The 12,247-nt window shown below is 67.9% G+C and carries 12 protein-coding genes; 7 read left to right on the plus strand and 5 right to left on the minus strand.

Annotated features, from left to right (window positions below; all coding sequences use genetic code 11):
• Positions 1–188: 188 nt before the first annotated feature.
• The 7 genes from ACFY5B_RS36725 to hisG all read left to right on the plus strand — a co-directional run bounded on the left by ACFY5B_RS36725 (position 189) and on the right by hisG (position 7,244).
• The gene (locus ACFY5B_RS36725) at positions 189–1,352 is read left to right on the plus strand and encodes an NAD(P)-dependent oxidoreductase (protein WP_389978637.1); all 1,164 of its coding nucleotides are present in this window, start codon (positions 189–191) and stop codon (positions 1,350–1,352) included.
• On the plus strand, positions 1,346–2,422 hold the full coding sequence (locus tag ACFY5B_RS36730; RefSeq protein WP_389978640.1) for an HD domain-containing protein: 1,077 nt from the start codon (positions 1,346–1,348) through the stop codon (positions 2,420–2,422). Before ACFY5B_RS36725 ends, ACFY5B_RS36730 begins: the two co-directional genes overlap by 7 nt.
• Entirely contained in the window at positions 2,419–3,624 is a 1,206-nt protein-coding gene (locus ACFY5B_RS36735; RefSeq protein ID WP_389978643.1) for an MFS transporter, read from the plus strand. The genes ACFY5B_RS36730 and ACFY5B_RS36735 overlap by 4 nt, the downstream gene beginning before the upstream one ends.
• 75 nt (positions 3,625–3,699) lie before the next feature.
• Positions 3,700–4,875, plus strand: a complete 1,176-nt coding sequence (locus tag ACFY5B_RS36740) for an adenosylhomocysteinase (RefSeq protein ID WP_389978646.1) — start codon at positions 3,700–3,702, stop codon at positions 4,873–4,875.
• Positions 4,876–4,918: 43 nt separating this feature from the next.
• Positions 4,919–5,644, plus strand: a complete 726-nt coding sequence (locus ACFY5B_RS36745) for a phosphoribosylaminoimidazolesuccinocarboxamide synthase (protein WP_389978649.1) — start codon at positions 4,919–4,921, stop codon at positions 5,642–5,644.
• Positions 5,631–6,335, plus strand: a complete 705-nt coding sequence (locus ACFY5B_RS36750; protein WP_389978652.1) for an SDR family oxidoreductase — start codon at positions 5,631–5,633, stop codon at positions 6,333–6,335. The genes ACFY5B_RS36745 and ACFY5B_RS36750 overlap by 14 nt, the downstream gene beginning before the upstream one ends.
• 9 nt (positions 6,336–6,344) lie before the next feature.
• Positions 6,345–7,244, plus strand: a complete 900-nt coding sequence (gene hisG / locus ACFY5B_RS36755) for an ATP phosphoribosyltransferase (RefSeq protein ID WP_389978655.1) — start codon at positions 6,345–6,347, stop codon at positions 7,242–7,244.
• 258 nt (positions 7,245–7,502) lie between these two features.
• On the opposite strand, the gene ACFY5B_RS36760 is transcribed toward hisG, so the two are convergent.
• The 5 genes from ACFY5B_RS36760 to ACFY5B_RS36780 all read right to left on the minus strand — a co-directional run bounded on the left by ACFY5B_RS36760 (position 7,503) and on the right by ACFY5B_RS36780 (position 12,079).
• Positions 7,503–8,267: a class I SAM-dependent methyltransferase gene (locus ACFY5B_RS36760; protein WP_389978658.1), complete on the minus strand. Its 765-nt coding sequence runs from the start codon at positions 8,265–8,267 to the stop codon at positions 7,503–7,505.
• Positions 8,268–8,362: 95 nt separating this feature from the next.
• Entirely contained in the window at positions 8,363–8,944 is a 582-nt protein-coding gene (locus ACFY5B_RS36765; protein ID WP_389978661.1) for a hypothetical protein, read from the minus strand.
• The gene (locus ACFY5B_RS36770) at positions 8,941–10,647 is read right to left on the minus strand and encodes an alpha/beta fold hydrolase (RefSeq protein WP_389978664.1); all 1,707 of its coding nucleotides are present in this window, start codon (positions 10,645–10,647) and stop codon (positions 8,941–8,943) included. Before ACFY5B_RS36770 ends, ACFY5B_RS36765 begins: the two co-directional genes overlap by 4 nt.
• Before the next feature lie 373 nt (positions 10,648–11,020).
• Complete coding sequence (locus ACFY5B_RS36775; protein ID WP_389978667.1) at positions 11,021–11,173, minus strand: hypothetical protein; 153 nt, start codon at positions 11,171–11,173, stop codon at positions 11,021–11,023.
• Positions 11,174–11,590: 417 nt separating this feature from the next.
• Positions 11,591–12,079, minus strand: coding sequence for a GNAT family N-acetyltransferase (locus tag ACFY5B_RS36780; RefSeq protein WP_389978670.1), 489 nt, complete (start codon positions 12,077–12,079; stop codon positions 11,591–11,593).
• Between the last annotated feature and the right edge of the window lie 168 nt (positions 12,080–12,247).

Consider the following 12,247-nt stretch of genomic DNA (forward strand, 5'->3'; position numbering starts at 1 on the left):
GAGGTTGGCTCGAAACGACTTGCCCAGCGCAGTGTTACGTATAACCTAACTCCTCAGACACAAGGTCATTCGATTAACTCGTCCGATAGCGGGCCCTGGGCGGCCAAAGCCGCCCCGAGGGCTCGGTGGCCGCGCGCAACTGCTCTGCCATCCCCCCACCCGCTGCCCCCCATCGACAGGAGCATCAAGTGACGAACACCCTCAGCCCGGCCGCCCCCGTCGCCCCTTCGGGTGTCGGCCACGCGGCTCGCGCCGGAGACCTGCCGGTGCTGCAGAGCGCCCAGGCCCGCTGGCCGATGCCGCCCGCTCGCCTCGTACTCGTCACGCACCTTCTCGACACCGCCGTCCCCTTCGTGAGGCTGTTCGACCGCTGTATGGACCTGGTCGGGGTGGTGCCCGTCCCCTACAGCGCCCAGCCCGAAGCCCTCGCCAGGCTCGACGACCTTCCGGTCACCATGCCCGAATCGATCGGGGACGTCGGAACGATTGCTGTCCGCGACGCGGGGCATGCCGCCCGCGAGAGTGAACTCCCCGTCGTCGTACAGGAAGTGGGCGGATACTGCGCCGACGCGGTCGGCGAGCTCGCCCAGTACCCGAACGTGCGGGGCATAGTGGAGGACACCAAACAGGGACAGTGGCGGTACGAGCGGAACATGCCGTTACCGCTTCCCGTGTTCACCATCGCTGACAGCCCGCTCAAGGCGCTCGAGGACGTCCAGGTGGGCCGCTCGGTGGCCTACAGCGTCGAGCGGCTGTTGCGACTGCGCTTCTACCGGCTGCTCAGTGAGCGGCGGGTGCTGGTGCTCGGCTACGGCGGCATCGGTACGGCCCTGGCCGAACACCTGCGGCGGACCGGCGCCCACGTCGCGGTCTACGACCCGGACGAGGTCCGGATGTCGGCAGCGGTGGTCCACGGCTTCCGGGTGGGGACGCGGGAGGACCTGCTGGGCTGGGCCGAGGCGATCGTCGGTGTCTCGGGACACCGCGCCCTCACCGCCGAGGACCTGCCCCTGCTGCGTGACGGCGTGGTGCTGGCCAGTGGCAGCTCCAAGCAGGTCGAGTTCGACGTCGAAGGACTGTGCCGCAGTGCCGACACCCTCGTCGAGACCGACGAGGTCATGGAACTGCAGATCGCCAACCGCACGGTGTACTTGCTCAATCAGGGCAAGCCGGTGAACTTCCTGGAGCAGAGCATCCTCGGCTCCGTACTCGACCTGGTCTACACCGAGTTGTACCTCTGTACGCGCGAGCTGGCACAGCGCGCGTGGAGCCCGGGGATGCATCGCCTCGACTCCCGGATGCAGCAGGAACTGGCCCAGCAGTGGCGCGAGGAGTACGGGCGCCAGTGGTAAAGCTTCTCGATCGGGTCCGCGCACATGTCCTGGCCGACTTCGCCGCCGCCGACCCGGCGCACGACATCCATCACCTCGACCGGGTCGCGGCCCTGGCCGGGGACATCGCGGCGGCTCTGGGCGCCGATCCGTTGTCCGCCCAGGTTGCCGGCTACGTCCACGACTACCACCGGGTGGAGGAGGCCAGGCAGGGACGGCGGCCCATCCGCCCCGAGGAGGTCTGTACCGCCGTACTGGACGTGCTCGTACGGTGCGAGGTCCCGCAGGAAACGCATGAAACGATCCTGCACGCCGTCGAACTGACCGGGCGCTACCGCTTCGGCGGTGACGAGCTCGACGGCGAGGACGTGATAGCCGCCGCGGTGCACGACGCGGACAACCTCGACGCGATGGGCGCCCTCGGCATCGGACGCGCCTTCGCCTTCGGTGGGCTCCTCGGAGAGCCGCTGTGGGAGCCCGGCGCCCAGCTGAAAGAACTGTACGCAGAAGGCGAGACGTCGTCGGTCCTGGCTCATCTGTACGAGAAGCTGGTCCATCTCGAGAAGGACATGCTCACGGAGCCGGCCCAGCGCATGGCCGCCGAGCGTGCCTTCCAACTGCACCGGTTCGCCGCCGAGTTCCGCTCGCAATGGGAGAACGAGGACATCGGCTCCCGCCTCGGTGGTGCCCGCGTCCACTGGGATCCGCTCACCCGCTTCCTGGCCGTGACGCAACAGCCCGTGCCGCATGGCAGTGTGACCCGCATCGGCTTCCGGGGGCGTGTCCGGCTGGCCCTCGACGAAGAGGGACAGCCTGTGGAGGTGGACCTGGTGGGTGCTCCGGAGGCGCTCACTCACTGTGTACCTCACGCGCAGCGCTCGCGGGCATGGATCGCGGACCCGGCGGGCGAGTGGCTGCTGGACGCGGAGGCCGATGTCGTGTGGATCAGCATCGGAAAAGCCCCTGTCCACCGCCGTTTCACCGCCGTCGGCGACATCGAGGTGCAGCTGCGTGAGGGCAGACCGGCCGCCCTCCAGTTGCACCTGACCGAGGACGCATCGAATCCCGTCGGCGGCGAGGACGCCCCATGAGTTACGTGAGCCTACTGCGGAGTCCGTACGCGAGCCGACTGCTGGTGGGGACCCTCGTCGGGCGGCTGCCGAGCGCGATGGCCGCCGTCGCCATCCCCTTGACGCTGCGCGACGCAGGCGCACCGTATGCGTTCGTGGGACTTGCCGTCGGGGCGTTCGCCATCGCCGCGGCCGTGGGAGGGCCCCTGCTCGGCCGCCTTGTGGACCGCGTCGGCCAGCCCCTGGTGTTGCTGTCGACAGCCGTTCTGGCGGGCTGCGGGTTCGTTGTGATCGCGGCGGCCCCCGGTCGGCAGGACGCCGTCGTGATCGGAGCGGTCCTGGCGGGAGCCGCGACCCCTCCACTCGAACCCTGTCTGCGGGCGCTCTGGCCGGACGTCGTCGCCGCCGAGGAACTGGAGTCGGCCTACGCCCTGGATTCGGCGTCCCAGCAACTGATCTTCGTGGGCGGGCCGTTGATCGTCGCCGGCTGCGTCTTCATTGCCTCACCCGTGGAAGCGCTGTGGGCTGCCGCCCTGCTGGGGTTCGGGGGCGTCCTCGTCGTCGTCACGGCCGCCCCCGCCCGGGCCTGGCGCGCCCCTGCCCGCCAGGCGGACTGGCTCGGCCCGCTGCGCAGCCACGGTCTCGTCGTCCTGCTGGTCAGCCTGACCGGTGTGGGCGTCGCCATCGGCACGCTCAATGTCGTCGTCGTGGCCTACGCGGAGGAACACCGGCTGCCCGGCGGTGCGCCGACGCTTCTGTCTCTCAACGCCCTCGGTGCCCTGGTCGGGGGACTGGCCTACGGCGCCGTGCGCCGCTGGCCGGTCCCACCTGCGCGGCGGACCCTGCTCCTGACCGTCGGCCTGGCTGTGGGCTATGGGCTCTTGTGCCTCCTGCCCGCGCCTGCGCTGATGTCCTGCCTGATGCTGGTGACCGGGCTGTTCCTCGCCCCGGTGCTGACGGTCTCCTTCGTACTGGTCGGCGAGCTCGCCCCGACCGGCACCGTCACCGAGGCGTTCGCCTGGCTCGTCACGCTGATGACCTCCGGATCGGCGCTGGGGTCCGCCGTCGTCGGGTTGATCCTGGAACACGAGGGTCCGGCATGGGCGGCGGCGTGCGGCGTGCTGGGCCTCTCCGTCAGCGTCCTCATCCTCCTGACCGGGCAGTCACGACTGGTGGCGGACAGGAGTGCGGACACCGAGGCGTCGGCTGTCTCCACGGCATGACCCGCACCGCGACTCGTTTCCACGGCCGGATCGGCCGCGATCTCGTAAGCAGACAGTGACAGGGGGATGGCCCGGATGCCAACCATGGAATGGGTGGCCAGCAGTTGCCGCCTGTTGGCCGCAACAGCGACTGATTTCGAGCGGGAGCGGCCCTTTTCGGGGATGCGGATCGGCGCGGCGATCCATCTGGAACCCAAGACGGCGACCCTGCTCCTGGTACTGGCACGGGGCGGCGCGGACGTCATCGCGACGGGAAACCTCCAGACCACACAGGAAGCCACGCTGACCTTCCTGAGGGATCAGGGGGTCACCGTCATCGGCGACCGCACTCTCGACCCACAGACCCAGGACGCGTGCCTGCGCCAGGTCCTGGCGACCCGGCCGGATCTACTGCTGGACAACGGCGGTGACCTGTTCCTGCGCTACCTCGACGACCCCTACGAGAGTTTGCTGGGTGGGACGGAGGAAACCACGTCGGGGCGGGCACAGCTGGTGCCGGTGCGTACCCGGATCAAGCGCCCCGTCCTGGTGATCAACGACAGTCCGATCAAGCAGTTCGCGGAGAACACCCATGCGGTCGGGCAGAGCGTGCTGGAGTCATTCCTGCGCATCACCAACCGGGCCACCAACGGACAGCGTGTCACCGTCGTCGGATATGGCGCCTGCGGGCGTGGCATCGCCAAGAACTTCGCCAACGCGCATGCACGTGTGGCGGTGTGGGAGACGGACCCCGTCCGGCGCCTGGAGGCGCTCTTCGACGGCTACGCGGTCCCCGACCGACCTGAGGCACTGGCATCGGCCGACATCATCGTGACCTCCACGGGAAACCCCGGCATTCTCACCGCGGATGACCTCCCCCTGCTGTCCGACGGCGTGATCCTGGCCAACGCGGGTCATCTCCCGTGGGAGATCGACGTACCCGGACTGCTTACCCACCCCGCCGTCCTGAAGTGCACCGAGCCGGCCGATGGATTGCAAACCCTGACTCTGAGCGGCGGGGCCCGCATCAGCATCCTCGCCGGGGGCCACATGGTGAACCTGAGCGGGCCGCGTCCCCTGGGGAACTCCGTCGAGTCCATGGACCTCGGATTCACCCTGCAGGCCCGCTGCCTGGAAGCCATCGCGACCGGCCGTATCCCTGCCGACCAGTGCGTCGTCCCGGTCCCGGCCGAGATCGACGCCCAGGTGGCGCGGGCGTATGTGGCCCTGGCCGGCGGGGCGCGTCCACCCCGTCATCAACCTGCGTACTGAAAGAGGAGTTGCAGTGGAGCAACCTGTGCAGACAGACAACGGCGTGAGTGACTCCCCCGATGGGGACCTGCTCTCCTGGAAGCAGGGAAGGCCCGCGGACCTCGAGGGTCGCAGCAAGAAACTGTGGCTGCTGCCCGACGGCCTGTGCCTCGTCGAGATCATCCCCTCGCTGCGAAGCTTCACCTACGACCGGGACGAACTGGTCGAGGACACCGGCCCGTTACGGCTCGACTTCTACGAACGGGCCGCCGCAAGACTGTCGGGTGCGGGGATCCGTACCGCCTTCTCCCGCCGCCTGTCCGCCACCTGTTACGTGGCTGAGTACCACCCCGCGCCGCCGTTCGAGGTCATCGTCAAGAACCGCGCTGTCGGCTCCACGCTGGTGAAGTATCCGGGCCTGTTCGAGGAGAACCAGCCGCTGCCCACGCCGGTGGTGAAATTCGACTACCGGGTCGACCCCGAGGACCAGCCGATCGGTGAGGACTACCTGCGCGCACTGGGCCTGCCGGTGGAGGAACTGCGCCGGCAGGCTCTGGCGGTGAACACCGTTCTGGGCGACTGGCTGCACCCCGTCGAACTGTGGGACTTCTGCCTGATCTTCGGATTCACGGACGACCACGAGCCTGTGCTGATATCCGAGGTCTCGCAGGACTGCATGCGCCTGCGCCACCCTGACGGATCCCCGTTGGACAAGGACCTCTTCCGCGAGGGAGCGTCCCGGGCAACGATCACTTCGCAATGGCGGAGGCTGTTCGATGGGCTCGACTGACCGCCCGGTGGCATTGCTCACCGGGACGAACCGCGGCACAGGCAGGAGCATCGCCCGGGAACTGCATGAGCGGGGCTACCGTCTCTTCTCCCTCAACCGCACGCCGACCGGCGAGGAATGGCTCCATGAACAGCGGTGCGACCTCGCGGATCCCGACCAGATCAGGGACTGCGTCGCCCGAGTACTCGCGGCGACGGACCGGCTCGACGTGTGCGTCTCCAACGCGGTCGACCGCCTCCTGGAACCGATCGCCGACATCCGCCGGGCGGACTGGGACAGGTCCCTGGCGGTGAATCTCAGCGCGAACCTCCATCTGACCCAGGCTGTGCTGCCGGCCCTGCGATCCGGCAAGGGGCTGATCGTCTTCATGGGAAGCCACGCCGGCACACGGTACTTCGAAGGCGGTGCCACCTACAGTGCGACGAAGGCCGCTCTGGCGGCCTTCGTGGAGACGCTGCTGCTGGAGGAACGGAACAACGGTGTGCGGGCGTGCCTGATCTCGCCGGGCGCGATCGCCAACCTGGACGGGGACGCGGATCCCCACAAGATGACAACTCGGGCAGTCGCCCAGGGCGTCGCCTCGATCATCGACGACTTCCCCAAGGACCTGCTGGTCGGTGAGATCGAGATCAGACCGGCATCGCTCCCCGAACCCCCCGTCATCGGAATCGACCGGCTGCTGCACGTCTAGGAGGACCGCATGCTCTCCCTCGCACTGCCCAAGGGGTCTTCGCTCGAGCGGCGGACCCTGGGCCTGTTCACGGCGGCCGGCCTGGAAGTGACCAGGCCCTCAGACCGCACCTATCGGGGCACCATCGCCTACGGCGGCCCGATACGGGTCGCCTTCTTCAAACCGCGGGAAATCCCTCTGGTCGTCGCGGACGGGTCGTTCGATGCCGGGCTGACCGGCGCCGACTGGGTCGAGGAAACCGAGGCCAAGGTCGAGAGCGTGGTGCCCTTCACCTACTCCAAGGCCACGGACTCGCCCTGGCGGGTGGTGCTGGCTGTTCCGGTCCAGCACGCGGCGCAGACCGTGCGGGATCTCGGGCCCGGCACCCGGATCGCCACCGAATACCCCACCATCGCCCGCCGGTTCCTCAAGGAGGCGGGGGTCCACGCGGAGGTGGTCCCTTCGTACGGCGCCACCGAGGCGAAGGTCCCGGAACTGGCTGATGCCATCGTGGACGTCGTCGAGACGGGTTCCTCGCTCGACCACAACGGCCTGCGGATCATCGAGACGATCCGCACCTGCACCCCGTGGCTCATCGCCAGCCCGCAGGCGTGGTGCGACGCAGGCCGGCAACGAAGGATCCAGGGGATGGCCCGGCTGCTGGACGCCGCTCACGCGAGGTCCACCAACGCGCTGCTGACCGTCCGCGTGCCCGCGCACTGTCTGGACCGGGTAGCCCGCTCCATGCCCGAGCGTTCCTGGCGTGTCGGGTCCGGCCTGCACGGCACCGACCTCGTTGTCGTCCAAGGGCTGGCACAGCGCGCCGGGCTGCCCGACACCATCGACCGTCTGCTGGAAGCAGGCGCACTGGATGTCACCCAGACCGACGGCGGCATGAGCATGTCGTCGCTCCCCCAGCCACCGCTGTGACGACTGATCTACCGTGGACCGTCGCACCCTGTGGTTCTCGCCGAGTCCTGGCAGGGTGGTGTCACGGTCAGCCCGTCTCCCGGTCCACCGGAGCGCGGTACGGCCGCGGGGACAGGTTCGGTGCGGATGCCGTGGTGGCGGTCCGGTGGCCACGATCGCGGCATCGGTCCTGCCGCACCTCCCCGGCCGATCGGCTGACGACCGGCAGTTGCTGTCACCGCAGGCCCTACTGATGGTGTGCCGACAGGGTGGTGCCGATCAGGTGTCCTTGACGTACACGCTCACGAACATCGCACCCTGCGGTGTGTAGGGGGCCAGGTTCCAGTCGGCGTAACGGGCTTCACACCTGAGTCCGGCCGCAGCGGCGTAGCCGTCGACCTCCTCCGGTGCGGTGAGGCGGCTCATCTCCGTGCCGACCCGTGAAGTGCCGTCCGCCTCGAACCAGATGTGCGAGCACTGCCACAGGTCTCGTTCGGGAGCCAGCGTCGAGTGGGTCTGCAGGCCGGTGCCGGGTTCCGGGTAGGGCACGAAGTACGTCATCCGGTGCTGATCACCGTGCCAGGCGAGGATGCCGGATCTGTTGTGCGTCTCCACCACCAGGACGCCGCCGGGCGCGAGCCGCTCGGCCGCCCGGCTGACGGCCTGTTGTTGATCGGCGGGGGTGAGCAGCATGGACAGGGTGCCGCACACGCAGTAGACCAGCCCGTACTGACGGTCGTCGGTGTAGGTGCGGATGTCGCCGCGGACCCCTTCTACGGCGGCCCCGGCGGCTGTCACGTCCTTCTCCAGTGTCGAAAGCATCTCCGGGGAGGAATCCACACCCACGACCTCGCCGGTCTCACGGGACAGCGGGATGGCGATACGCCCAGTCCCTACGCCCAGCTCCAGGGTGCCGAGCCCGTGGTTCGGGTGCAGTGACGCCAGCTTCTTCGCCGTGAGCCCGGCCAGGCCGTCCTTGGGATATATGCGGTCATACCATCCGCCGAACTGAAGGCCGTAAGCGCTGTCGTCAGTACTCGTCATGCCTGCTTCTCGCTTTCTTACGGCCCATCGGCGATCTGCGCTTCTTCCCAGCGGATCCCCCAGGACGTCGAGAGACGTCCGTGAACCCCGTGCGGTCAGCCGGCCGTCACGCGAGGGCGGGCGGTGGCGGAGGCTGGGTCCATCGGGGTGTACGGCGAGACGAAGAGCACTTCAGGGGTGGTGGAGGTGTCGTGCCCGGCGGCGCGTGCCAGAGCGAACTGGAACCCGTCGACCCCTGCGGCGGCTTCACGGCGTACCTGCTCCCGCAGATACGCCGTGATCACCCGGTAGGCAGGCGTGCGGATCACCTCGGAGAATCCCTTTTCCAGTGTCTTCAGCATCTCAGTGCAGATATCGAAGACGCCCTTCTCCACTCGCCGGCCGGGGAACCAGAGGATCTGGTGGAACCGCCGCCCGGCTATCAGATCAACCGCCTGCCAGGGCGAAGTCTCGCCTGCGGTATTCAGCGTGCGGTAAAAGAAGTGGTAGTCATGCATGGCCGGTTCCGGAGCGAAGAAGCGCCAGATCGGCAGCAGCGCGAAGGTGTCCTTGCGCTGAAGTCGGTTGAACATCGGATTCGGGTGCTGTGCGGCGAGCGTGCCGATCAGCATGGCCGCGCCCGCGATCCGCGCGACCGCACCGGGGCCCGACAAGGCGCTCTTCAACGTCTGTTTCACTGCGCCATCTCTTCCACGGCGGGCACCTGCGGTGAATCAGCCGCCTGGATCTCGTCGAGGAAGGCGAGGATCCGGCGGCCCGCCTCGGTGGCGAACCGGCCATCGGTCAGCAGCGAGTCGTGGTCGGCGCCCTCCAGCACGAAGCTCCTCACGTGGCGCCCCTCCCCCTGGTGCGTCTCGGCCAGTTCGTTGTGCATCAACAACTGCTCCGGGTCCCGGTCGACAGTCTGTTGTGCGGAGATCACCAGGGCATGCGCTGCGATGGCGGGCAGCTTCCCCGAGAAGTCCAGGAAATCCTTCTCGACGGCGGCCCATTCACGGCGGCCGGCCTCCCACAGACGTGCGTCGGTGTACTGAGCGAACACACGGTTACGGCAGTTGGCAGGCAGCGCGCCCACCCAGGCCGGTCGTGACAGGAGAATGCCGAGTCCGGCGTTGAGGGAGCGCACCATCGTGTTCATCACGCGGACCAGCATCTCGGCGGAACTGCGCTGCTGGCTCGATCGGTTCAACTCGTCGGGGTGAGAGGAGTCGAGGTAGACGATGCCCTGCAGCCGGTCCCCCAGGTCCGCGGCCGCCCGGCGGGCCAGTTCACCACCGAGCGAGTGACCGACCAGCACGACTTCGCGATCTTCCGGGACAACACCGCGAACCAGGTCGATCAGATCGTCAACTGATTCCGCCAGCCGATAGGAAGAGATGCTCCGGTACTTGCTGCCGGCATATCCGGCACGAGCGTAGGTGACCACACCGTACCCACTCTCCCGGCAGATCTTCTCCGTGATCCAAGTGAAGTGCTCGGAGGTGGAGACCATCCCGTTGACAAAGACGAGAACCGGCAGGGCGGGGTCGTCACCCTCACTTCGCTCGTACTGGATTTCGTTTCGATGGCGGGTCGTCAGAAACGCGGATCGTGGAGAACCTTGCAGCGTGCGCATGCGTCGCTGGACCGCGACCACACCGACCACGGACGCCGCTCCGGCCAGCAGCGCCGCGCCGGCCACCAGGGCTCGGTCGTCGCGGTCGGCCACGGAGGGGTGCGTCCTCGGGGTCGAGGTATAGGCGACCATCGGGTACATGGAAGTGAAGGCGGTGACGAACCGGCCCAGCCCCATGACCAGGCCGTTCGCGACATGAAACGCGCCTGCGCAGGCGATCACAGGCCGAGCGAGTTTCCCGCCGGCCAGATAGGCCACCGGGAAGAGACACTCAAGCGCGAGCACGCCGTGCGTGAGGCACTTCGCGGCTTTCGGATGTTTCTTCGCCAGTTTGTAGGTGGCCTCGTGGCCGTACGTCGCCGTTCGCATGACGCCGCTGAGCGCGGTCGCATCCCTCCATGACCTGCTCAGCAGTTTCATCCAACCGGATACGAGGTACGAGGCGTTGGCCTGCAGCGCCACGTACCAGAGCAAGGCGTCCTGGGTCTGCGGACGTGTGGAGAGGCGCGCCATACCGGTGGCCGTCTGCACCAGGACCGATACCTGGTCGGAGCCGTCGGTGCCGTACCGGTGCCGCACATGGAGCATGGCGGTCGAGACGCCCAGGAACAGGTTGCCCGCACCCCGCCAGCGCGCCTGACCCGGCAGCAGCATTCCCGCGCTGACCGCGGCCCGGGCCACATGCAACGCCGCGGTGGTCTTCTCCCCGCTGATGGCGTCGAGGAACTTGCCCGTCAGGGGTGGGCCGGACACGTCACGGGCCATCGTGGGCCAGTGGTGGAGTCCGCCCCGTCTGGTCTGCCTTCGCTGGGCCAGGTATTCCAGAGAGGAGGTCAGCGTGGTGAGGGCGGACAGGCGCTCCGAGACCCCGATGGCCTTTGATCGGGTCACAGGGATCGGTCCGGTCAGTGCGGATAGGATTCTGGTAGGCAGTTTCACGAGGGCCTCCAAACCTTCTACCGGTGAACTGGTCTTCGTGCACGCGCTGCCCGCTCTGCCGGGCCAGAATTGGCCTCTGGCCCGGCAGAGTTCTGTGCGTGTCGGCTCCGTCAGCGCGAATTCATCACTTGAGCGATCAGCTCATCCACTGAATCCACTGAACCCACTTACACGGAGTCGAGGGCGTCGGTCTCGCGATTCACTCCCCGATGGCGAACGTAAGGCAGAAGTTCGGTGACGTGGTCGCCAGCACGGTGACGCCCTGGTCCACCAGTACGGTGCCTTCGGCCCGCTCGATCGGGACCTCATCGAGGCGCGCGTCTTCGTTGATGAAGGCAGTGATGTCGTTCACGATTGCCCCTTGGGGTAGTCGGATGAATGTGACTTTCCGGCTGCGCCAATCGCCAGCCGACGACATGGCCAGCGAAGCAAGGTTATACGTAACACCCCGCTGGGCAAGTCGTTTCGAGCCAGTCATGTCACCGGTCACGGCGTCCGCTGGTGCACCCAATCGTCCCGATGTGGCGGGTTGACCATCGGAGCGGTGCTTCGGCCCTGCCGTGAAGACGTGTCCAGGTCATCGCGCGCCACCATGCTGCGGCGTCGCCAAGGCCTTGCGTGACTGAAAGTTGATCCACTCAGAGGTGATCTGAATGGGCGTTGTGCGGCGGCCGGGGCCGCCAGGCTGGGGCCACTGGATGAGTCCGGGGGCCTCAACCGGATGTGGGCAGCGAGGGCGTGGAGCCGGGTTCCCGGCGACCGGACCGCGTCATTCCGAAGAAACGCGGAACTCGAACTCGGGACGGTCCCACGGCACGGCGGGCGGGTTCGCGAACGCGGTCCCGGTCCGCACCGCACCTGCGCGGTGGTAGAAGCCCTCGGCGGGAGGATGCGACACGACCTTGACACGGTCGAGCCCGGCGGCACGGACCTCAGACCGCATGTGCGTCACGAGCAGCCGTCCGATACCCCGCCCCTGCACTTCGTCGGCGACGAACAGCAGGTCGAGCTCCGGCGGAGCGAGGACCAGCGAGTAGAACCCCAGGACCCGGCCTCCATGCTCGTCGGCGCCGACGGCCACGAAGACACGGTGGGCCTCGATGTAGTCAGGACCGACCCGGTAGCCCGCGACTGCGGCAGCGTACTCACCCTCGTAGGAGCCTGAGCCACGCACGAGCCGCGTGAGCCGTTTGGCATCCCGCGCGACGGCCCTCCGTATCGTGACCGGCCGGCTGACCGGGGAAGTGCGTGAACCCATCAGGAGAGTATTTCGCACCGGGATGAGCCGTCATGCGGCGGGTCGGCTGCTCGGGCAGGATTCCTGCACCGCCCGCCCCGCCGTTTCGTCCGGCGCGATGAGTCGGCTCTGGAGCGCTGGAGCGACAGGGACTCCGCGGTGTTCCCCGCATCTGGTCAAGCGCTTCGA

This window comes from Streptomyces sp. NPDC013187 (assembly GCF_042899705.1).
GTDB lineage: Bacteria > Actinomycetota > Actinomycetes > Streptomycetales > Streptomycetaceae > Streptomyces > Streptomyces hawaiiensis_A.